The organism is Paenibacillus sp. FSL R7-0302, assembly GCF_038006885.1.
Taxonomy (GTDB): domain Bacteria; phylum Bacillota; class Bacilli; order Paenibacillales; family Paenibacillaceae; genus Paenibacillus_AQ.
Map to the genome: position 1 here is coordinate 2,287,925 of NZ_JBBOWB010000001.1, position 21,655 is coordinate 2,309,579.

The 21,655-nt window shown below is 51.9% G+C and carries 20 protein-coding genes; 19 read left to right on the forward strand and 1 reads right to left on the reverse strand.

Annotated elements, in window-relative coordinates:
• Positions 1-104 precede the first annotated feature (104 nt).
• The 5 genes from MKY96_RS09955 to MKY96_RS09975 all read left to right on the forward strand — a co-directional run bounded on the left by MKY96_RS09955 (position 105) and on the right by MKY96_RS09975 (position 5,576).
• Positions 105-602 (forward strand): RNA polymerase sigma factor, encoded by a 498-nt coding sequence (locus MKY96_RS09955; RefSeq protein WP_340940113.1) that lies wholly within the window; start codon positions 105-107, stop codon positions 600-602.
• The gene (locus tag MKY96_RS09960; protein WP_340940114.1) at positions 599-1,618 is read left to right on the forward strand and encodes an anti sigma factor C-terminal domain-containing protein; all 1,020 of its coding nucleotides are present in this window, start codon (positions 599-601) and stop codon (positions 1,616-1,618) included. Before MKY96_RS09955 ends, MKY96_RS09960 begins: the two co-directional genes overlap by 4 nt.
• A 181-nt stretch (positions 1,619-1,799) precedes the next feature.
• Complete coding sequence (locus MKY96_RS09965) at positions 1,800-2,594, forward strand: ClpP family protease (protein WP_340940115.1); 795 nt, start codon at positions 1,800-1,802, stop codon at positions 2,592-2,594.
• A complete protein-coding gene (locus tag MKY96_RS09970; RefSeq protein WP_340940116.1) occupies positions 2,591-2,806 on the forward strand; it encodes a YlzJ-like family protein in 216 nt (71 codons plus the stop codon). Before MKY96_RS09965 ends, MKY96_RS09970 begins: the two co-directional genes overlap by 4 nt.
• A 97-nt stretch (positions 2,807-2,903) precedes the next feature.
• Positions 2,904-5,576, forward strand: coding sequence for an FtsK/SpoIIIE family DNA translocase (locus MKY96_RS09975; RefSeq protein ID WP_340940117.1), 2,673 nt, complete (start codon positions 2,904-2,906; stop codon positions 5,574-5,576).
• Positions 5,577-5,645: 69 nt separating this feature from the next.
• Here MKY96_RS09975 and MKY96_RS09980 read toward each other — a convergent pair whose 3' ends face one another.
• Complete coding sequence (locus MKY96_RS09980; RefSeq protein ID WP_340940118.1) at positions 5,646-7,622, reverse strand: AraC family transcriptional regulator; 1,977 nt, start codon at positions 7,620-7,622, stop codon at positions 5,646-5,648.
• A 172-nt stretch (positions 7,623-7,794) separates the two neighbouring features.
• Here MKY96_RS09980 and sleB point away from each other — a divergent pair, with 172 nt between their 5' ends.
• From sleB to rny, 14 genes are all read left to right on the forward strand, one after another.
• Positions 7,795-8,646, forward strand: a complete 852-nt coding sequence (sleB, locus tag MKY96_RS09985) for a spore cortex-lytic enzyme (RefSeq protein ID WP_340940119.1) — start codon at positions 7,795-7,797, stop codon at positions 8,644-8,646.
• A gap of 145 nt (positions 8,647-8,791) precedes the next feature.
• A complete protein-coding gene (gene yfmF / locus MKY96_RS09990) occupies positions 8,792-10,072 on the forward strand; it encodes an EF-P 5-aminopentanol modification-associated protein YfmF (RefSeq protein ID WP_445671430.1) in 1,281 nt (426 codons plus the stop codon).
• 2 nt (positions 10,073-10,074) lie between these two features.
• Positions 10,075-11,355 (forward strand): EF-P 5-aminopentanol modification-associated protein YfmH, encoded by a 1,281-nt coding sequence (yfmH, locus tag MKY96_RS09995; RefSeq protein ID WP_340940120.1) that lies wholly within the window; start codon positions 10,075-10,077, stop codon positions 11,353-11,355.
• Entirely contained in the window at positions 11,355-12,122 is a 768-nt protein-coding gene (gene ymfI, locus MKY96_RS10000; RefSeq protein WP_036724753.1) for an elongation factor P 5-aminopentanone reductase, read from the forward strand. The genes yfmH and ymfI overlap by 1 nt, the downstream gene beginning before the upstream one ends.
• Before the next feature lie 132 nt (positions 12,123-12,254).
• Positions 12,255-12,515 carry a DUF3243 domain-containing protein gene (locus MKY96_RS10005; protein WP_036692667.1) on the forward strand — a complete coding sequence of 87 codons (261 nt, stop codon included), beginning with the start codon at positions 12,255-12,257 and terminating at the stop codon, positions 12,513-12,515.
• Between the two features lie 132 nt (positions 12,516-12,647).
• On the forward strand, positions 12,648-13,430 hold the full coding sequence (locus MKY96_RS10010; RefSeq protein ID WP_036724755.1) for a DUF3388 domain-containing protein: 783 nt from the start codon (positions 12,648-12,650) through the stop codon (positions 13,428-13,430).
• 48 nt (positions 13,431-13,478) lie between these two features.
• The gene (locus MKY96_RS10015) at positions 13,479-14,426 is read left to right on the forward strand and encodes a RodZ domain-containing protein (protein WP_340940121.1); all 948 of its coding nucleotides are present in this window, start codon (positions 13,479-13,481) and stop codon (positions 14,424-14,426) included.
• Positions 14,427-14,509: 83 nt separating this feature from the next.
• A complete protein-coding gene (locus MKY96_RS10020; RefSeq protein WP_179090467.1) occupies positions 14,510-14,671 on the forward strand; it encodes a hypothetical protein in 162 nt (53 codons plus the stop codon).
• 231 nt (positions 14,672-14,902) lie between these two features.
• Positions 14,903-15,394, forward strand: coding sequence for a YajQ family cyclic di-GMP-binding protein (locus MKY96_RS10025; RefSeq protein ID WP_036724757.1), 492 nt, complete (start codon positions 14,903-14,905; stop codon positions 15,392-15,394).
• 149 nt (positions 15,395-15,543) lie between these two features.
• The gene (gene pgsA / locus MKY96_RS10030) at positions 15,544-16,131 is read left to right on the forward strand and encodes a CDP-diacylglycerol--glycerol-3-phosphate 3-phosphatidyltransferase (protein ID WP_036724758.1); all 588 of its coding nucleotides are present in this window, start codon (positions 15,544-15,546) and stop codon (positions 16,129-16,131) included.
• A gap of 59 nt (positions 16,132-16,190) precedes the next feature.
• Positions 16,191-17,480, forward strand: a complete 1,290-nt coding sequence (locus MKY96_RS10035; RefSeq protein WP_340940122.1) for a competence/damage-inducible protein A — start codon at positions 16,191-16,193, stop codon at positions 17,478-17,480.
• Positions 17,481-17,777: 297 nt separating this feature from the next.
• Positions 17,778-18,842, forward strand: a complete 1,065-nt coding sequence (gene recA, locus MKY96_RS10040) for a recombinase RecA (protein ID WP_076078685.1) — start codon at positions 17,778-17,780, stop codon at positions 18,840-18,842.
• Positions 18,843-18,958: 116 nt separating this feature from the next.
• Positions 18,959-19,696, forward strand: a complete 738-nt coding sequence (locus MKY96_RS10045) for a regulatory protein RecX (RefSeq protein ID WP_340940123.1) — start codon at positions 18,959-18,961, stop codon at positions 19,694-19,696.
• Between the two features lie 309 nt (positions 19,697-20,005).
• Complete coding sequence (gene rny, locus MKY96_RS10050) at positions 20,006-21,547, forward strand: ribonuclease Y (RefSeq protein WP_036724766.1); 1,542 nt, start codon at positions 20,006-20,008, stop codon at positions 21,545-21,547.
• Positions 21,548-21,655 lie beyond the last annotated feature (108 nt).

Sequence of the window (21,655 nt, forward strand, 5' to 3'; positions counted from 1 at the left end):
AAATATTGGACGGTTTCCTGGGGAAGGGGCTTTTTTATGTTTTTTTTCACTGCACAAAACAACATTTGGGCAACCTGACCGTTATACAGGCAAGGAGGTGCAGCATGGAGCCAAGAGACTTGGAGAAGGTGCTCCAACCCAAACTGGCGGAGATCCGCCGCTACTTGATCCGCCTCGGTGCCGGGGCCTCAGATGCAGAGGATATTGTGCAGGACACTGTGTACAAGGCGCTGCTGTATCTGGAAGCGATCGATGAGCGCAAATTCAGCGCCTGGTTATACAAGGTTGCAATCAACCGGTATTTTGACCTGTGCCGCAGGAAGAAGAAGTTTCAATACAGCGAGGAAGTGGAGGTTCATCCTGCGCCTGAGCAGGAGCTCCCGGAAGCGGTGCTGCTGCGGCGGGAGCGCAAGGAGAAGATTGAAGAGGTGCTGGCCGGTATGATTCCAGCCAACAGGCAGCTGATACTGCTGAAATATGAAATGGAGCTGTCCTACAAGGAAATTTCCGCCATGCTTGGCATCACGGAAGGAACAGTGAAGGCTACGCTCTACCGGGCGCGGCAGCAATTTCAACAATTATACGGAGGTGAGGGCGAATGACTGCCCCATGGGAAGAAGCAGAAGACCAGAATATTATGACCACCCTGAAAAAAACCAAACGGAAGAGTATGATCCGCAGTATCCTGATTTCACTCGGAGTCAGTATACTTACGTTGTTGATCGTATTCTATGGAGCAGCGCAGCTTGTAGGTCATCTATCCATGAATGCCCACTATAGCGAGCAGCAGTATATGAGGATCAGCAGTCCCAATGAATTCGATTCCGGCTACAAGGATAACCGCGGCTTTTTGTCAGGCGTCCTGGAAATGAATACCTACAAGATTGTCGATGACGTACCTATCCCCTGGAAAACCAGATGGCTCAATTACAATCCTTGGTGGTCCCCCTTCACAACGGGTGCATACGGAGGGGCAAATAACCTGAACGTAGAAGATCCGCGTATGAAGCAGGAGGGGTACGAGTATTACCGGAATTACAATTCCGACAATGGACAAAGAGAAATGGCCTTCTATATCCCGGGAGTCGATTACAACGGAAAAATTATCAATGATCTCTCCGAGCTGGACCGGATGAACGGAGATAAGCGGGTGGAGCTGGCGGTATCTTTTGACAAGGACTACTCGTTTGAAGAGGCGAAGAGCCTGCTGCCTACAGGCATAAAACAGGTCTGGTACTGGGTCGATACGTATGATGACCGCGAGGGGTTCGGCTTTAAGCCGTTTCCTAATGAGAATGATCCCGCCAAAATGAACTATCCGACCCCGATGAGTGCGAATTACGGAGTCTACGGTTTCGGCATCCAGCCGGAGTGGAATCAGGCGAAGCCCGAGGATTTCATCGGCGCAGTACAGATTGGGGTAGACAAGAAGGACAATCACCACAGTGAGTATCAGCGCATCTTCAATTATTTGAAAAAGGACAAGGCGGCGCCGGAAGCCGGTGATATCCGGATATTGGGCGTAGTTGTGACCGGGACGGCGGACGGGTTAAAGAGCCTGAAAGGTCAGACCTACGTGCGCGGAGCAGTACTGGGAGCAGTGGTGGACAAATATTAAAATAAGAAATACTGAGGGCGGCCCGTTAATGAGAGGGCCCGGCCTCTTGAATTAGCAGCAGAAAAAACAAGTGCAATTGATATGGTGCATAAGGAAGTCCCCCGGAATGTCATACTAATAGAAATCAGAATCCTGAAGCACACGGACGGGTGTTGCAGGCAGAAGGGGAGCGCTGTGTACGATGGAAATCACAGAAGCAAGCAAGGCGGGCGGAGGGCGTAACGAAGAGATCCTGCCAGGCGAGGTTAAACCAGCGGTGAATGATCCGGTTCCTCCAGGAATGCCGGGACCTGTGGGGGTGCTGAAGGAATTGGGACAGACAGTGGTTCCGACCGGGGAGCCGGATATTTTTTGTATGACGATTATTGGACAGATTGAAGGGCATTTCGTCTTGCCGCCGCATAACAAGACCACGAAATACGAGCATATTATTCCCCAGCTTGTTGCCGCCGAACAGAATAAGACCATCAAGGGGCTGCTGATTATTCTCAATACGGTTGGCGGGGATGTAGAGGCTGGACTGGCCATTGCCGAGATGATCGCGTCCTTGTCAAAGCCTACGGTAACGGTAGTCATCGGCGGCGGTCACAGCATCGGCGTACCTATAGCGGTATCCTCCACATATTCCATTATTGCCGAAAGTGCAACCATGACGATTCATCCGATCCGGATGAACGGCCTGGTGATCGGCGTGCCGCAGACCTTCGAATATATGGAGCGGATGCAGGAGCGGATGGTGAAGTTCGTGACCTCTCATTCCCGCATCACGGAATCACAGTTCAAGGATCTGATGTTCAAGACCGGAGAGCTGAACCGGGACATCGGCACCGCAGTGGGCGGCCAGGATGCCGTCAGATTCGGCCTGATGGATGAGGTAGGCGGGATCGGTGCCGCACTGGCCCATCTGAACCGGATGATTGCCGCTGCTCCTTCTCAGACGAACGATACGCTTACGCCAGGAGGGCTGACCCAATGACCTTCTATACCATTCTTCCGATGGAGCAGGTATTCGAGGGGGCACTGAGTTATGCCTCTCCCGTACAGGAGATGACTATTCAGGGCATGCTGATGCAGGTTGAACTGCTGGATGGAGGCCAGGCGAAGGTGATCCGGCTGCTGCAGTGTCCGCTGGATAAATATCTGGATGCGGCCTTCTCCCCGGGTGCAATCGTTCAGCTGGACCGCTAAGTGCGAACAAACAGCCTAAAGATGCATATTCTGACAAAAGAGAACATAGGTACGCCACGCCATTATATGGTATAATGTTGACTCGGGGGTGGCTGGCGTGGCTAAACGGAGAAGAAAGAAGAAGAAAGCGCTGCTGGGCAGTGTTTTAAAATATGAAATCTACGGAATTCTGCTGATTACGATTTCCGTCATTGCTTTGTCGGGGGAAGCGGCTGTCGGCCGCTCGCTCTCAAGCATGGCGGGGTATTTACTTGGCAGATTCTATTTTGTGCTGCCGCTGGCCGGAATTTTCTATGGGCTGATGGTAATGATTCACAGGAAATGGCCGTCCACCTGGAACAGCCGCTATACCGGCGGCCTGCTCCTGCTGTTGTCCATGTGCCTGATGAGTACCATATCGGCAATGCAGCAGAAGCTGGGTCCGCTCGGGATGCTGCATCCAGGCAATGTGCTGTCTCAAATACATAATGATTTATCCGGCGCCCTCTCACCGGGCGCCGGCGACAGCAGCGTATACATGCTGGGCAAGGATATCAGCGGGGGGTACATCGGCGCGCTTGAATACGCTGCCCTCCTATGGCTGTTCGGCAATCTGGGTGCTAAGCTGCTGATGATTGTACTTCTGGCCATCAGCTTCATGCTGATTACCAATCTCTCCTATGTAGAGCTGTTTACCTTACTCCGGGTAAGGGCCGTCAAGCTGATTGAAGGAATTAAGCTACGGGCGGCGAACCGCCCGGCTGCCGTTCCAGTGGTGAACAGCAGACCGGCTAGAGCCAGCAGAGTTACAACGCCGGAACCTGCGGATGATGACGATTACTTTGAAGAGGATGACGGATCGGATCAGCAGCTGCCAAGACGCGGACAGTCGAAGCTGCTGGGCAGAATAACCGGCTGGTTCAGCGGGGCTGCCCGCCAGAGTCAGCCGGAAGTCATGGGTGACCCGGAGGATGAAGTGACGGATATCATCATTACGGATCCGCGGGGTGGTCCGGTCATCTCCGGAATGACAGCAGCGGGAGGTGTTCCTCTGGAGGAGTATGGCGAGGAGGACTTCCCGGATGAGGAGCTTGAGCCTGTAACGCCGATCATCCGGGATTTCTTCGAGCATATCCGCTCTGAAGGGCTGAATGCCGAGGACCGGGAGGAATGGAGCGAATTCTCACCAGCGGCACGTGGTGGTGCTGCCACCGGAACAGGTGCTGCTGGGCTTACGAGAGCGGGAGCAGATTCTGCTCCGTCAGGGGAATCCGGGGAGGGTATACTGCCTGTAGAGCTGGACGCGCTGCTGGGAACGGCAGAGGAGGGCGAGGCGGCTCCGATTATTCCGCCTCCACCTCCGCCCAAGCCGTACAAGCTGCCGTCCTTCCGTTTGCTGGCTAAACCGATTAACGGGGCTAAGGCGGGCGATCAGAATGATTATATGCAGACGGCACGCAAGCTGGAGGCTACACTGGAGAGCTTCGGTGTAAGGGCGAAGGTGCTGGAAGTGGTTCGCGGACCGGCGGTGACCCGGTATGAGATTCAGCCGGATATCGGCGTGAAGGTCAGCCGGATTGTCAATCTTACCGATGACATCGCGCTGGCACTGGCTGCCAAGGATATCCGTATGGAAGCGCCGATTCCCGGCAAATCAGCCATCGGCATCGAAGTGCCGAATTCGGAGGTCTCGGTCGTCACCATGCGCGAAGTGATGGAGACACAGATTTTCCAGGAGGCGGATTCGCGGTTATCCATTGCCTTCGGGCGGGATATCTCCGGCCAGACGATTATCGGCAATCTCGCCAAGATGCCCCATCTGCTGGTAGCGGGAGCAACCGGCTCCGGTAAATCGGTCTGCATCAACGGTATTATTACCAGCATTCTTTATAAGGCTAAGCCGAATGAAGTGAAATTCCTTATGGTTGACCCTAAGATGGTCGAGCTGAATGTATATAACGGCATTCCGCATTTGCTGGCTCCTGTAGTTACAGACCCTAAGCGTGCCAGTCTGGCCTTGAAGAAGATTGTGGTGGAGATGGAGAAGCGGTATGAGCTGTTCTCCAAATCAGGCACACGTAACATGGAGGGCTACAACAACTTGATGAAGGATAATCCGGCAGCAGTACTGCCGTATATCGTTGTCATCGTGGACGAGCTTGCCGATCTGATGATGGTTGCTGCGAATGATGTAGAGGATGCGATCTGCCGGCTGGCCCAGATGGCGCGGGCGGCGGGAATTCATCTGATTATCGCCACACAGCGTCCTTCGGTAGATGTGATCACCGGCCTGATTAAGGCGAATATTCCTTCGCGGATTGCTTTCGGTGTCTCCTCGAATGTGGACTCCCGGACCATTCTGGATATGCCGGGTGCCGAGAAGCTGCTCGGACGCGGCGATATGCTGTTCCTGCCGATGGGGGCTTCCAAGCCGATCCGTGTTCAGGGCGCTTTCATGAGCGATCAGGAAGTAGAGACGATTGTGCAGTATGTCAGCAGCCAGGGGGAAGCGAATTACGACGAGTCGCTTGTGCCTGAGGTGGACGATACCATGAGCGAGGATCAGGAGCCGCAGGATGAATTGTACGAACAGGCCGTCCAGATTGTCCTGGAAGCCAAGCAGGCTTCTGTATCGCTGCTTCAGCGGCGTATGCGCGTCGGTTACACCCGTGCCGCACGCTTGATCGACTCTATGGAGGCCAGAGGCGTCATCGGCCCTTACGAGGGCAGCAAGCCGCGTGAGGTGCTGATGTCGCTGGAGCAGTATCAGCATAATAGACTCAGTTCTTAAATGCAAAAAGCTGTCCCGCAAGCCATCAATGGCTTACGGGACAGCTTTTATTTTGCAGGGGCAACAATATTACTTCACCCGTGGTGCTGCAAGCAAATGCTCAACAATGAAATCAAGCTGTGCGTTCAGGGAGTAAATATCGTTGTAATAGGATAATCCGAAGTCGATATTCATCAACCGGCCTTCTTTGACTGCAGGGATGCCGTTCCAGAGCGGGTCTTCCGTCAGATCAGCCATCCCTTCATAGGAGGAGCGGAAGATATAATCCCCGCTGTAGTCGGCCAGCACTTCAAAGGATACGGAATCACCGCCCATATCGGTCTTGGAATCAATTTTTTGCTGGAGGAGCTCAGGCGCCTTCATTCCGAGATATTCATAAATGACCTGTGAACCCCGGCCGTACTGTTTGCTCATCACCACTACCATGCTGCGGTCTGAGCCGCCTTCCATGATGGAGACCGTTGAACCGAGGATTCCCGCGTCCTGCAGCTTCTGCTTACTGTCTTCCACTTTCGCCTTGAAATTGTTCAGAAGGCTGGTAGCCTGTTCTTCCTTGCCGAAAATATGTCCAATGAATCCTACCCGTTCATCGGTCGTCATCTTCTCATAAGGGACCAGCACTGTCGGTGCGATGTCATGCAATGCCTGATAGGTTTCCTCAGAAGGAACAATGATCAGATCGGGCTCAAGCGACAGTACAACCTCAGGGCTAGCCTCGAACCAGGTGCCCAGCTTCTGTACATCCTTCAATTCATTCTCAAAGGCAGCGCCTTCGGATACATCAGATACCCCTATGGGCTTGATGCCGAGAGCCAGCACATCGCCCAGCAGATACAGCACCACGACACGCTGAGGATCGGCAGGCACCACGACATCTCCTTTTACCGTAGAGATCGTCCGGGTCTGTGCCTCGGCTGCAGTGTTGTCAGGGGACGTTGTAGAGGATGCCGTCGCAGCAGGCGAAGAGGTAGGCGTATTGCTGCCGTTGCCCGCCGTCGTTGTAGTGGTATTTCCTGAGGAACAGGCACTTAACACTATGGTGAAGCATAACAACAAGGTTAACATTAGGGATGGCTTGGCCGTTCTGAACATGGATGACGCTCCTTTTAGATCATATTGATAATGATTATCATCATCAATATATCGGAGAGTGCCTTCACGGGCAATGTCATTTGCAGACAGCGCAGATATCATATCCTGCCAAGGGAAAGCGGCCTGCTCAGAATTTTTGTACCTCACTGGCGAGTTTCCGAAGTGCTTTTTGAACATTTTTCCAAAAGAATACGCATCCGGGTAGCCCACAGCAGCTGCAATATCATGCAGTGTGGCTTCTGTGCCCAGCAATAGCTCACGTGCCTTATCCATGCGAATCTGAACCAGATATTGGGCGGGGCTGGTCTGAAGCCGCATGCGGAATAGCCTCGATAATGTCCTCGGGCTGGTGCCCAAAGTGTCGGCAAGTGTATCCAGGGTGAACGGCCTGCTGTAAGAATCATGCATATAGCGTACAGCCTGGTCGAGCACATCTGCTCTAAGCGGGTGCAGCTCCTGCTCCTGCATCTGATGAAGCAGCTCATGGACCCATTGATAGAACAGGACTTTGACATGCAGATGCTCCAGGGCGCGGCGTGTCTGCCAATCCCCATACATCTGGTCTAGAATCTCATACAGCAGCAGGGGATGGACAGGAGTGAAGTGATAGATTCCGGTAAAAGGCTTGCTGCGTTCCAGAACCGCTGTCAGGTTGCGCCGGGCAGGCAGCGTTAATGTTGAACGGTACATAATAAGGTAATAATCCAGAATTTCATGTGTTTTCAGCAATTTAATCGTAGTGCCTTTGCCCCCGTGAAAGACAGTTGCGCCGCTGATTTCATATCGGCTGTCATCTATAAGCAGACTTGCGCTGCCGCGAACGATATACAGGTATGTACTAGCCGGAAGGCGATAGTTCAGCGGAGGTTGTCCAGAAGTGAATGAGGCCTTGCGGATATCGATAACTTCTACAGCAGCATGGTTCCACAGTACAATATGGTCTTTAAAATCCATGTTTCTTCTCAACTCCTGTTGTTTCATAACCCAAGTATAGTTGATAATCGTTCTCAGTTGCAATGGATTTACGTTTCCTTGATTTGCGGTCATGCATAGGAAGCCCTGCCAGTCGTCATAATAACTTTAGCCATTCATGCAGAACTTCCAAGAGAAAGGTAGAGCGAATCCCATGACAAAACATAAGCAGTGGATCATTGCCGCCGTTACCCTTGCCCTTGCCGCTGCGCCGTTTGCAGGTGCAGTCTTCAAAGATCATGATTTGATCTATGCCAAGCCATATGCAGCAGAACAGGTTGCCGCAGATCACCCTGATGAAGGGGAGGAAGCCATGCCCGTGTTCGGCACAACTCCGCTTAAGGTAGGCTCCTCCGGGCAGGATGTCTATGAGCTGCAGGGAAGATTGAAGCATCTTGGTTATTTTAACGGCAAGATTGACAGTCAGTTCGGGACCAAGACGAAGAATGCTGTCACCTGGTTCCAGTGGAAATTCGGCCTGAAATCCGACGGGGTAGTCGGGGCCAAGACGAAGCTTAAGCTATACAATGCGACTACAGCCTGGAAGCCGACAGCGCCCGAGACGTCTACCGCCCAGAAGAAAGCGCCCTCCGGCGCAGCTGCAGCCAAAACCAATACGGCTGAGCTGTCCTCCGGCAATACCATGGGCTTGTCCGAAAACGACCTGAAGATCATGGCTAACGCGGTTTACGGCGAGTCTCGCGGCGAACCTTTTGAAGGACAGGTGGCTGTGGCCGCAGTCATTCTCAACCGTGTCAAATCCCCAAGCTTCCCGAATACGCCTTCGGGTGTCATTTTCCAGCCGGGAGCCTTCACCGCCGTAGCTGACGGCCAGATCTATCTGGAGCCTAATGAACAGGCACGCAAGGCAGTGCAGCAGGCTCTGAGCGGCTGGGACCCGTCGGGCGGCTGTATCTATTACTTCAATCCCAAGACGGCGACCTCCAAGTGGATTTGGTCCCGTCCGCAGGTGAAGACGATCGGCCAGCATATTTTCTGCATGTAGCTTACTGAGTCTGTATACAACCCTCCGTAAGAGCAACCGGTACGCTGTCCTCCGGTTGCTTCCTTACTTTGGAATGGTTTAGAATGGATAATACTTCATAAACTTGTTATAGAGCATCCATCCACGCTGCAAAGGAGTTTTGGACTTGACTAATAATGGATTTCAACATGGCCATGCCGCAGGCATGCGCATACATGTTCTGCCGACCAAGGCGTTCAAGACATTCGCCATCTCACTGTATGCAGGCGTTCCGCTTGAAGAAAGTACAGTGACCTCTACCGCACTGGTTCCGTTTGTCCTCCGCCGGGGGACAGCGTCCTACCCGGAGACGACCCAATTCCGCGAGCGTCTGGAGGAGCTGTACGGTGCCGGCTTCGGCTTCGATATTTATAAACGCGGGGATTACCAGATTGTCCAGTTCCGGATGGATACGATCAATGATTCCTTTGTGCAGAGCAAGGAGAGCCTGCTTGGGGAATCCTTTGCTTTTCTGGGAGAGGTATTGACCCGTCCCCTGCTTGAGAATGGAAGCTTCCGGGCTTCTTATGTAGCTACAGAACGCGAGACGATCCGCAAGAAGCTGGAATCCATTGTGAATGACAAAATCCGCTACGCGGCAGAACGCTGCATTGAGGAAATGTGCCGCAACGAGCCTTACCGTCTTCATCCCCTCGGTCAACGGGCCGATCTGGATGCTATCACGCCTGAGACGCTGTACCAGAGCTATACCTCCTGGCTGAATGGGGCTACGCTTGATCTGTATGTTGTGGGCGATACCACACCTGAGGAGGTCGAGAAGCTGGTGACAGCTCATTTTGGCCGGGCCCATCACTCCGAAGCCGGAGGCTACACCTCGGACTTCACGCCAGTCACGGTTACGGAAGTGCGGACGGTGGAGGAGAAGCTGGATGTGAATCAAGGCAAGCTGAACATGGGGCTGCGGACCTCGATTACCTACAAGGATGACCGGTATGCTTCCGCGCTGATGTACAATGGTATTCTTGGCGGTTACCCCCATTCCAAGCTGTTCGTCAACGTGCGCGAGAAGGAGAGTCTGGCGTATTACGCCTCCTCCCGTTATGACGGGCATAAGGGCATCGGGACGATTCAATCGGGGATCGAGGCCCAGAACTACGGCAAAGCCGTTGATATTATCCGCAAGCAGTTGGATGAGCTGAAGGCCGGCAATATCACTGACCTGGAGCTTAGCCAGACGAAGGCGATGATCCGCAACCTGCTGTCCGAGATTCAGGATTCGGCGTTTGAGATGATTTCCTTTGATTTCAACCGCCAGCTATCCGGCAAAGACCGTTCTGCCCAGGAGCTGATGGACCAGGTCGACGGCATGGGGGCGGCTGAAGTGAAGGCTGCGGCGGATACTTTTGAGCTGGATACGATTTATTTCCTGACAGGGAAGGAGGAATAGGGATGGAGAAGCTCCATTACGAACGGCTTCAAGAAACACTTTATCATGAGGTTATGGATAACGGACTGCAGGTGTATGTGCTGCCGAAGCCGGCTTTTCTCAAAACCTACGCCACCTTTGCCACGAAATACGGTTCGGTAGACAATCACTTCAAGGTGGCGGGCGGTGAGGAGACTACAGTACCTGACGGAATTGCCCATTTCCTGGAGCATAAAATGTTCGAGGAGCCGGAAGGCGACATTTTTGCCACTTTTGCTTCCAATGGTGCGTCTGCGAATGCCTTCACCAGCTTCGACCAGACGGTCTACCTTTTCTCGGCCACGGAGAATATTGAGCAGAATCTAAGCACGCTTGTTGATTTTGTGCAGCGTCCTTATTTTACCGATGAGAACGTGGAGAAGGAGAAGGGAATTATTGGGCAGGAAATCAATATGTATGCCGACAATCCCGACTGGCGCGTCTATTTCGGGCTGATTGAAGCGATGTACGCTACCCATCCGGTTCACATCGATATTGCCGGTACTATTGAGTCGATCTCAACCATCACCAAAGAAACGCTGTACACCTGCTACAATTCCTTCTATCATCCCAGCAATATGCTGCTGTTCGTTGTCGGCGGAGTGGACCCTGAGCAGGTATTTGAACTGATCCGCAGCAATCAGCAGGGCAAGAGCTATGAGAAGCAGGGTGAAATTACGCGTATCTTCGCGGAGGAGCCTGAGCAGGTAGCCTCCAAGCATGTGGAGAGCAGGCTCGCTGTATCCATCCCCAAAATGATGTTCGGCTTCAAGGAAAAGGTGGATGGTCTGAGCGGTGAAGCGGCGGTGCGCCGTGATCTGACCACGAAGCTGATGCTGGACCTGCTGTTTGGCAGCAGTACGGCATTGTATCAGAAGCTCTATGACGAGGAATTGATCTCGGACAGCTTCGGTCACGAATTTAACAGCTCATCGGAGTATGCCTTCTCGGCGATCGGCGGCGATACCAAAGATCCGGGGCTGCTGCTTGAACGGATTAAGGAAGAGGTAGGACGTATTCTGGAGACGGGCTTCGCGGAGAAGGATTTCGAACGGGCCCGCAAAAAGAAAATCGGCGGCTTCCTGCGGATGCTGAATTCGCCGGAGAGCATTGCCCATGAGTTCACTCGTTACCAGTTCCGTGGAGGAGATCTGTTTGAAGTGCTTCCCCTGTATGAATCGATCACTCTGGAGGAAGTGAATGCCCGGCTCCATGCCCATGTGAACTGGGAGCAGCTGGCCGTGTCGCTGGTGGTGAGTCCTTAATGATGTTACCGGGAGAGGACAGCAAACCGATTGGCGAAATGACAGTGCTCATTACCGGGGGCAGCGGGGGAATCGGCGGCGCGATCGCTGAGCGTTTTGCTTCGGTGGGGATGAATATTGTGATCCATTATATGAATTCGCATGAAGCGGCAAATGATGTGGCCCGGCGCTGTCTGGCGCTGGGGGCGAAGGTAATGACCGTAGCGGCGGACATGAAAGACCGCAGTCAGCTCGTACGCATGGCCGAAAGGCTGGAGAGCAGCGGCATGATGCCGGATATCCTGGTCAATAATGCCGGGAAAGCTCATTATGGCATGTTAGCCGATCTGACCGAGGAGGAGTGGGACGATATCATGGCAGTGAATCTGAAGGGCACCTTCATGTGCAGCCAGATTTTCATGCCTTATATGGTCACGCAGCGTTACGGCCGGATCATTAATGTGTCTTCGGTGTGGGGGATCTCGGGTGCCTCCTGTGAAGTGGCGTATTCGGCCAGTAAGGGCGGAGTGAATGCTTTTACCAAGGCGCTCGCCAAGGAGCTGGCCCCCTCCAAGGTCACTGTGAACGCTGTAGCGCCTGGAGCAGTTCACACGGCCATGCTGTCCAATCTGCAGGCGGATGAACTGAAAATGCTGGAGGAGGAGATCCCTGCGGGGAGGCTGGCTACCCCTGAGGATATTTCCTCGCTTGTTTATTTTCTGGCGCTGCCTGAGTCCGGTTATATTACGGGTCAGGTCATCAGTCCGAACGGCGGCTGGATTACGTAATAACCGGTATAATGCCAGGAACCATGAGCCTGCTCTGGAGAAATGCTCCAGCATAAGACCTTCCGGCTTGAGACATATTATAACTGTTGCTTCTAAATCTCAATATCATTACAAACCTGAGGAGGATTTAAGATGTCAACAGATTCCGTAGTGAAGAACTTTGATACCTGGAAAAGCTTTTTGGGCGACCGGGTCATTCAGGCCGAAAAAATGGGGATGAGCGACGAGACCATCACCAAGCTGGCGTTCGAAATCGGGGAATTCCTCGACAAGAAGGTCGATCCGGGCAACTATTCCAACCGGGCCATCAAAGAGCTGTGGGATGTCGGGACGGATGATGAGAAGCATACCATTGCCGGACTCATGGTCAAACTGGCGAAGAAAAACGCATAGGTACGCGGAAGAAGCTCCCCTTGCGGGAGCTTTTCTGCAATTATTACAATCGTGTCCTTGCCTTTCAATTTTTTTTTATATATCATTAACATGACCCGTGTATCTGAAACAACATGCAGGGAAAAGGAATCTATGAGGTGCGCACAAGTGGAATATAAACAATGGTATATGGAGTATAAGATACATAAGAACAGACCCGGTCTGTTAGGCGACATCGCTTCGATGCTGGGGATGCTGGAAGTCAATATTCTGACGATTAACGGCGTGGAAGGCAAGACGCGCGGAATGCTGCTGGAAACCAGCGACGATGAGAAGATCATGCTGATGGGCGAAATGCTCAAGAAAGTTGATAATATAACGGTTACGGCACTCCGTACACCGCGGCTTGTGGACCGGCTGGCCGTCCGGCATGGACGGTATATCGACCGGGATTCGGATGACCGCAAGACCTTCCGCTTCACCCGCGATGAGCTCGGGCTGCTGGTCGATTTCCTGGGCGAGCTGTTTAAGAGGGAAGGCAATCAGGTTATAGGACTACGTGGTATGCCGCGGGTTGGCAAGACAGAATCGATTATTGCCGGCAGCGTCTGTGCGATGAAGCGCTGGACGTTTGTCTCCTCTACGCTGCTGCGCCAGACCGTCCGCAGCCAGCTCGCCGAAGACGAGATGAATCCGCATAATGTATTTATCATTGACGGGATCGTCAGCACCATCCGCTCGAACGAGAAGCATTATAACCTGCTGCAGAATGTCATGAGTATGGCAAGCACCAAGGTGATTGAGCATCCTGATATTTTTGTACGGGAATCCGAATTCACCTTCGATGACTTCGATATTATTATTGAGCTGCGCAATTCACCGAACGAAGAGATATTGTACGAGTCGTTTACGACAAGCTACAGTGAAGATCTTTAATATATTTCATTAAGAGCATTGCTCACACAACATTCAGGAGGTGATGGTATGTCGGAACTGGGCCGGCATTTGAAGGAGGCTCGTCTGCAAAAGGGGATGAGTCTTGATGATGTCCAGGAAGTAACAAAGATCCGCAAAAAATATTTGGAAGCCATCGAAGCAGGGGATTATAAAGTGCTTCCGGGCAGCTTTTATGTCCGGGCCTTTATCAAAACCTATGCCGAGGCGGTCGGGGTTAACCCGGATGAGCTGATGGAGGAGCACGGCAATGTGCCTGCTGCTCCTGTCGATACTACCATGGAGACCGTGATTCAGAAGCGGAGCCGCAAGCCTGAAACGGAGCGTAACGCCAAGTGGCTCCCGACCTTGCTGATGTGGACCTTCCCGGTGCTGATCCTGGTGGTCATCTACTTATATGCCTCTTCCACGCTGAATAATGATTCGCCGGAGAAAGCGGATAATGCAAACCTGACGACTGCCACGCAAGATCCGGCGAAGGTGAAGCCTTCTCCTACTGCCGCTGGAGGCGGTGCAGTGCCTTCAGCGACAGCGGATGCGGCAGCTACGCCTGATGCTGGAGCCGCGGCAACCACTGCGCCTACTGCAACTCCAGAGCCGTCTCCATCGGCTTCTCCGGGTGCTGTCACCGTTACTCAGGACCGTAAATCGGGCAAGACGACCATTTACAAGGTCTCTGCACCTGCCGGAACCCCGGTTCAGGTACAGATTGCCGCTACCGGAGTCAGCTGGCTTGAAGTGTACAAGGGCGAGAACTCCAAGGGGGAGAAGCTCAGCTTCGGGAACACCAAGGCCGGTGAGAATCTGAGCTTTACACTGGACAGCGGCGGAATGTATATCAAATCGGGATATTCACCGGCTACCGCGATTTCGGTCAACGGACAGGCTATCACCGACGGCAAAACCTCCTCGCGCCTGCTGCTTGAACTGGATAGCGGGACGGACGGCGCTACTGACGGTAGCACTACAGGAGAATAGTACACCCGATGTATAGTCTTTGGCAGAATGGAGAACCTAGAAGTGTTTAACAGTTCTTACGCCAAAGTGAGGTGTATTCTCTCATGACCGTCAGCTGGATTGTAACAGGGCTTGGCATTATTGTCAGTCTCCTGGGGTATTATTTGACACCGGGCGCCTGGGGATATGGTATTCTGGGCTTTGGACTGGCACATGTTCTGCTGGGGATTCTGGATATGTTCCGGGCTCCTGCACGCAGCAGATAATATTTAGAGGTGAGCGTCTCCCGGACAGGTTCCGGGAGGCGTGTTTTTAGGTGCAAATATAAGAATTTATATGTTTAAGCTATAAATTATCCTTCTATTTCTCGCTGAAACGGCACCGTCCTTACAAAGGACGGAATGCCGTTTCCACCTGACTCTTTTCCAGTATTAGACTTAAGAGCCCCTATCTCATATAATAGGAACAGACTAATTGTAAGTAAAGGATGTGGAACCATGAGTTCAGAAAGTTCATTTGATATCGTATCCAAGATGGATATGCAGGAGCTGACCAATGCGGTTCATCAGACCGAGAAGGAAATCGATAACCGGTTTGATTTCAAGAACAGCAAGAGCAGCCTGAAGCTGGAGAAGGATGCGCTTGTCATCGCCTCAGAGGATGAATACAAGCTGAATGCAGTGATTGATATCCTCCAGACCAAGATGGTGAAGCGGGGAATCACGCTGAAGAATATGGATTTCGGCAAAGTGGAGCCGGCTTCGCTCGGCACGGTGCGCCAGCGGCTGGGACTGCGGCAAGGGATAGACCAGGAGAACGCGAAGAAGATCAATATTCTGATCCGCGATTCCAAACTGAAGGTTAAGAGCACGATCCAGGGTGATCAGATCCGCGTGACCGGCAAAAGCCGCGACGATCTCCAGCAGATTATCCAGCTCTTGCGCAAGGCTGATTTGCCGCTTGATTTACAGTTTAACAATTTAAAGTAAGATCATGTGCCCCGCAGTGTATACTTACCTTACTTGCGGGGTGCTTCATGTTTTTTTGACACTTATTTATGGCTATAATATACTAGCTAAGCAGTTTTGAAGAAAATGCTGGAATACCGGATTCGTATGGACTAGGGGAGGAACCTTCAGTGAATTTACCCAACCGCATCACATTAGCACGTATTTGCCTTATCCCAATCATGATGTTTTTTCTGCTGGTGGACTTCAGCTTCTATCCGGAACCGATACATTGGGGCTCCTTTCAGCTTTCAATTAATCACTTGGTCGCGGCGGTTATTTTTCTGCTGGCAGCCAGTACCGATGGAATTGACGGTTACATAGCCAGAAAATATAACATGGTCACCAATCTGGGCAAGCTGCTCGATCCGCTTGCGGATAAGCTGCTGGTCTCGGCCGTGCTGATCTCGCTGGTTGAGCTGGGAAGATGCGATTCCTGGATTGCCATTGTCATCATCAGCCGCGAGTTTGCTGTGACCGGCCTGCGCCAGGTGGCACTGCTGGAAGGGAAGGTAGTGGCTGCAAGCAAATGGGGAAAGGTAAAAACAGTGATTCAGATTGTTGCCATTTCCCTGCTGCTGCTTAACAATTTCCCGTTCCAGTTCGTCAGTATCCCTGTGGATGACATTGCGATCTGGGCGGCAGCCATCATTACCATTTACTCTGGCATTGATTATTTCGTGAAGAACAAGGATCTGCTGGATTTGAACAAAGCCTGAGACGTTAAGAACAGGCTGAACCTTGCAGGATACCTACAATCAGGAGGAGAACGTCAGCTATGAAAGCAGAGATTATTGCCGTTGGAACAGAACTTTTACTTGGACAAATCGTGAACAGCAATGCCCAGTTTCTTTCAGTCGAGCTGGCTGCATTAGGCATTGACGTTTATTTTCAGACCGTTGTGGGAGATAACAAAAGCCGCCTTCTGGAAGCGATCCGGATTGCTCAGAGCCGGGCGGATGTTATATTGTTCACGGGCGGGATTGGCCCGACCGAGGATGACCTGACCAAGGATGCGCTGGCTGCGGCGCTTGGCCGGACCCTGCATATCGACCAGCTGGCCATGGATCATGTGCAGCGCTTCTTCGATGACCGCAAGATTGTAATGACTGAGAATAACCGCAAGCAGGCGCTTGTCATTGAAGGGACGACTCCTCTGTCCAATGATGCCGGCCTTGCGGTAGGGATTGCTTTTGCAGAAGAAGACAAATATTATATCGTGCTGCCCGGCCCGCCCCGGGAGATGAAGCCGATGTTCACGGATAAGGCCAAGCCATGGCTTCAGCAGCATGCTCTTACTGGTGAAATGCCGCTCTACTCGAAGATGCTGAAGTTCGCCGGGATTGGCGAGTCGCTGCTGGAGGACAAGCTGATTGAGCTGATCCGCAGCCAGAGCGATCCAACGATTGCCCCGTATGCCAAGGAAGGCGAAGTGACCGTGCGCATCTCCACCAAGGCGCCGTCCGAGCGGGAAGCTATGGTCAAGCTCGATGCTCTCGAGAAGACGATTGCTGACATTCTGCCGGAGCATCTGTATGCTAACATCGATGTGCCGCTGGAGCAGCTGATTGTGGACTGGATGGCGGATGCGGGACTCACGCTGAGTGCTGCCGAGAGCTGTACGGGCGGTCTGCTGATGGAGAGTATTACGAATATTCCGGGCAGCGCCTCCATGTTTGCCGGGGGGATCGTGTGTTATTCCAATGATATTAAGAAGAAACTGCTGAATGTGCCTTCCGCCATGCTTGAAGGCCCGGATGCCCCGGGAGCGGTGAGCCGCGAGGTTGCGGAGGTGCTGGCTGAGCAGGTGCGTATGATCGGTGACACGGACTTCGGCTTATCGGTTACCGGTGTAGCCGGACCGGGATATTCCGAGCGTAAGCCGGTGGGTCTTGTGTTCGTAGGACTGGCTGAGCGGGGCTGCAAGACAGAGGTATATGAGCTGAATCTGAAGGGCACCCGTGACAACATCCGCCTGCGCACCGTCAAGGCGCTGCTGTACCGATTGTGGCGCCGCCTGGAAGAACGCAAGGTTGCCACTCCATTGGAAGGCTCGGCCTTGCAATAACTGTACGTGCCGGTATATAATTCATGTATACGGAAGAACCGTGGCTTGAGCGATCATGCTGCGGTTTTTTGTTTTATATTAGGTATAACAAATTATCCTATGGCTGTTCCTGTTAACGTAAGAAGCGGAAGAGAAGCACCTGCTGAGTTTTGCATCCGGAAGGAGGCCTGCATCTTACAATAAAAGGGAGTATTATCCCTGGGAGCAAAAAAAACGAATGTATGTTCTAAAAAAGACTTGGCAAGCCCTTCAAAACACGTTATTATAATACTATAAACAGTGAAGGAAGTGGTCTGATTGTCAGATCGTCGTGCAGCGCTTGATATGGCGCTTCGTCAAATAGAAAAACAATTCGGTAAAGGTTCGGTAATGAAACTGGGAGAATCCACTCACATGAAAGTGGAAGTTGTACCTAGCGGATCTTTGGCACTTGATATTGCACTAGGTATTGGCGGACTTCCCAAAGGACGTATTATTGAAGTATATGGACCGGAATCTTCCGGTAAGACGACGGTTGCACTTCATGCGATCGCTGAAGTACAGAAGCAGGGCGGACAAGCTGCCTTCATCGATGCTGAGCATGCGCTTGATCCCAAGTATGCCAAGGCGCTTGGCGTTAACATTGATGAGCTGCTGCTGTCCCAGCCTGATACGGGTGAACAGGCCCTGGAAATCGCTGAAGCGCTTGTACGCAGCGGAGCAGTAGACATCATTGTAGTTGACTCTGTAGCAGCACTGGTACCTAAGGCGGAAATTGAAGGCGACATGGGTGATTCCCACGTAGGCTTGCAGGCCCGTCTGATGTCTCAGGCCTTGCGGAAGCTGTCAGGCGCCATTAACAAATCCAACACCATTGCGATCTTCATTAACCAGCTTCGTGAGAAGATTGGCGTAATGTTCGGTAACCCAGAGACCACTCCGGGTGGACGCGCTCTGAAATTCTACTCCTCCGTCCGTCTGGATGTGCGCCGGGTAGAGAGTATCAAGATGGGTAACGATGTTGTGGGTAACCGTACGAAGATCAAGGTTGTGAAGAACAAGGTAGCGCCTCCGTTCAAGCAAGCGGATGTAGATATCATGTACGGCGAAGGAATCTCCAGAGAGGGAAGCCTTGTGGATATCGGTACGGAGATGGATATTGTCAACAAGAGCGGTGCCTGGTATTCTTATGAAGGCGAACGTCTGGGTCAAGGACGGGAGAATTCCAAGCAGTTCCTGAAGGAACATCAGGATATTGCTCTGCTGATTGAGAACAAGATCCGTGAGGCAAGTAATCTGACAACTCTGGTAGCGGCACCATCTGAAGCAGATGTGGTTGCGGAGCAAGAGGAAGAAGAGAAATTGCTGCTTGAGATCGAGTAATTAAGTACTCCTCTACTTCTAATTGAATAATGAAGTCATGATGGATAGGCGCCCTGTGGAGGATATTACAGGGTGCCTTTTCGCAAATATTTCAGCTTAAGCAGGTGATCGGCAGGATGGTTATACAATTGGATGAGGAATTCGAAGAACAGGATGAGCAGCAGGTGCTGGCGGATTTCCCGGCAGATCAAGAGCTGGTAATTACAAAGGTAGAGCGGCTTAAGAAGTCTAATTTTCGTTATCTAATCCATTTCGGAGACTACAACATGACTGTTCATGAAGATGTCATGATTAAATACCGGATGATTACCGGGAGTACTTTTGTAAAAGCAGATCTGGAGGATATTGTTGCCGCAGACGAGCGCCAGCGGGCGTATGTGGAGGGGCTTAGGTATCTGGAGCGCAAGCCCAGAACCGCACAGGAGATGGCCCGCCGTTTAAGGGAGAAGGAAATAGGGGAGACTGTTATTGCCGAAGTTCTGCTCCGCCTGCAGGAGGAACGTCTGCTTGATGATCCCTTGTACGCCAAGCAGTGGGCGGAGCAGCGGATTGTGAATCAGCGTAAGGGCAAGATGTGGATCCGGCAGGAGCTGCGGGAGAAAGGAATTGATAAGTCGCTGATTGCGGAAGCGCTGGATGAGATCACACCCGAGCAGGAGCTGGAGAGCGCGCTGCTGACCGGACGGAAGAAATGGAATACGATCCGGGGAGAAGTGAACGACAAACGGCGGAAGACAGGGGCGTTCCTCATGCGCCGGGGATTCTCGGGTGAAATGGTGCGCCAGGTGATCGGGATTCTGCGTGAAGAGGAGAATTCTGAGGGGGAAGAAGAGGAGTTTTACTTCCCGGATTGATTCTCTTGACTTAATTGCGGTTATCGACTCTCTTGACAAGGTCTTTTTATAAATAATAAAATATAACATGAATCGGCATAAACTAAGATTCCTTTTTCCTTCCCAAAAAGCAGACTCTTATGTTCCGGTTCGCGTACAACTCATATGAAATGTAATCGCCGGATAAGGCGGGCAATGTGCATGTGCAGCATGTGCAGTATGGCAATCGGTGTATTACCGGTTTTTTGTATGGTGATGAACGGATAGTTTAACAACTGCACAAATACCCAAGGGAAGAGCCTTGGAGGATATCAACGAGGAGGTGAACAGATGGATCCATTGATCTGGGTCATAGTCGTTCTCGTTGTAGCTGCAGCATTCTTTGGATTCGGTTATTTTATTCGTAAATCCCTTGCAGAAGCTAAGATTTCCAGCGCAGAGAAAGAAGCCGTAGTCATCGTGGAGAACGCGAAGAAAGAGGCGGAGGCGCTGAAGAAGGAAACGGTACTTGAGGCTAAGGACGAAGTTCATAGAATCCGTACCGAAGCTGAGAAAGAAACTCGTGAACGTCGGAATGAAATCCAACGGCAAGAGCGACGTTTGCTGCAAAAGGAAGAATCGCTGGATAAAAAAATGGAATCGCTTGAACGAAAAGAAGAACAAGTAGCTAACAAAGAGAAACGAATTGATGAAACCCAACAGCAAATTGATGTTATTTACAAGAATCAGGTTACTGAACTGGAACGTATCTCCAATCTGAGCATCGATGATGCCAGAAGTATCATTCTCAGCAATGTAGAACAGGAAGTTCGCCATGAAACTGCTCAGATGATCAAGGAAATCGAACAGCAGGCTAAGGAAGAAGCGGACAAGAAAGCCCGTGAGATTATCACCTTGGCGATTCAACGCTGTGCGGCTGATCATGTGGCGGAAACTACGGTATCTGTCGTTACCTTGCCGAATGAAGAGATGAAGGGCCGGATTATCGGTCGTGAAGGCCGCAATATCCGTGCGCTGGAGACTCTGACCGGGATTGATCTTATTATTGATGATACGCCGGAAGCAGTTATTCTGTCAGGATTTGATCCGATCCGCCGCGAAGTGGCCCGTACGGCACTGGAGAAGCTGGTGGCAGATGGACGTATCCATCCTGCACGTATTGAAGAAATGGTGGAGAAATCCCGCAAAGAAGTGGATGAACGGATTCGCGAATACGGTGAACAAGCTACCTTCGAGGTTGGCGTTCATGGTCTCCACCCGGATCTGATCAAAATTCTGGGCCGCCTGAAATTCCGCACGAGCTACGGTCAAAACGTACTGAAGCACTCCATGGAGGTTGCTTATTTGACTGGACTTATGGCCGGTGAGCTTGGGGAAGACATCGTGCTTGCAAAACGTGCCGGACTGCTGCATGATATCGGCAAAGCGCTTGATCATGAAGTGGAAGGTTCGCATGTTGAAATCGGCGTCGAACTGGCGAAGAAGTACAAGGAACATCCGGTGGTTATCAACAGTATCGCGTCCCACCATGGAGATTGCGAGGCTACCTCGGTTATTGCTATGCTGGTTGGTGCTGCTGATGCTTTGTCGGCTGCCCGCCCAGGTGCACGCCGTGAGACCCTGGAAACGTACATCAAACGTCTGGAAAAGCTGGAGGAGATCTCGGAGTCCTTCGAGGGTGTCGAGAAATCCTATGCCATTCAGGCGGGCCGCGAGGTTCGCGTAATGGTACAGCCTGAGAAGATTGATGATGCCGAAAGCTTCCGTCTGGCCCGCGATATTACGAAGATGATTGAGAGTGAACTGGATTATCCGGGTCATATCAAGGTTACGGTAATCCGCGAGACACGCGCTGTAGAATATGCGAAATAAATAAGGAAATCGGCCCCCTTGCGGGGCCTTTTTTCTTGCGTGAAAGCTATGAGCCGCTGATGTATCCATTCACACTGGAGCCTGCTGAATTCATCTGATATGCTCTAC

Bases quoted from the DNA above. Each gene is read 5' to 3' on its own strand.
- MKY96_RS09955 (WP_340940113.1), top strand. From the start codon at position 105: ATGGAGCCAAGAGACTTGGAGAAGGTGCTCCAACCCAAACTGGCGGAG.
- MKY96_RS09960 (WP_340940114.1), top strand. From the start codon at position 599: ATGACTGCCCCATGGGAAGAAGCAGAAGACCAGAATATTATGACCACC.
- MKY96_RS09965 (WP_340940115.1), top strand. From the start codon at position 1,800: ATGGAAATCACAGAAGCAAGCAAGGCGGGCGGAGGGCGTAACGAAGAG.
- MKY96_RS09970 (WP_340940116.1), top strand. From the start codon at position 2,591: ATGACCTTCTATACCATTCTTCCGATGGAGCAGGTATTCGAGGGGGCA.
- MKY96_RS09980 (WP_340940118.1), bottom strand. From the start codon at position 7,622: ATGGATTTTAAAGACCATATTGTACTGTGGAACCATGCTGCTGTAGAA.
- sleB (WP_340940119.1), top strand. From the start codon at position 7,795: ATGACAAAACATAAGCAGTGGATCATTGCCGCCGTTACCCTTGCCCTT.
- yfmH (WP_340940120.1), top strand. From the start codon at position 10,075: ATGGAGAAGCTCCATTACGAACGGCTTCAAGAAACACTTTATCATGAG.
- ymfI (WP_036724753.1), top strand. From the start codon at position 11,355: ATGATGTTACCGGGAGAGGACAGCAAACCGATTGGCGAAATGACAGTG.
- MKY96_RS10005 (WP_036692667.1), top strand. From the start codon at position 12,255: ATGTCAACAGATTCCGTAGTGAAGAACTTTGATACCTGGAAAAGCTTT.
- MKY96_RS10010 (WP_036724755.1), top strand. From the start codon at position 12,648: ATGAGGTGCGCACAAGTGGAATATAAACAATGGTATATGGAGTATAAG.
- MKY96_RS10015 (WP_340940121.1), top strand. From the start codon at position 13,479: ATGTCGGAACTGGGCCGGCATTTGAAGGAGGCTCGTCTGCAAAAGGGG.
- MKY96_RS10020 (WP_179090467.1), top strand. From the start codon at position 14,510: ATGACCGTCAGCTGGATTGTAACAGGGCTTGGCATTATTGTCAGTCTC.
- MKY96_RS10025 (WP_036724757.1), top strand. From the start codon at position 14,903: ATGAGTTCAGAAAGTTCATTTGATATCGTATCCAAGATGGATATGCAG.
- MKY96_RS10035 (WP_340940122.1), top strand. From the start codon at position 16,191: ATGAAAGCAGAGATTATTGCCGTTGGAACAGAACTTTTACTTGGACAA.
- MKY96_RS10045 (WP_340940123.1), top strand. From the start codon at position 18,959: ATGGTTATACAATTGGATGAGGAATTCGAAGAACAGGATGAGCAGCAG.
- rny (WP_036724766.1), top strand. From the start codon at position 20,006: ATGGATCCATTGATCTGGGTCATAGTCGTTCTCGTTGTAGCTGCAGCA.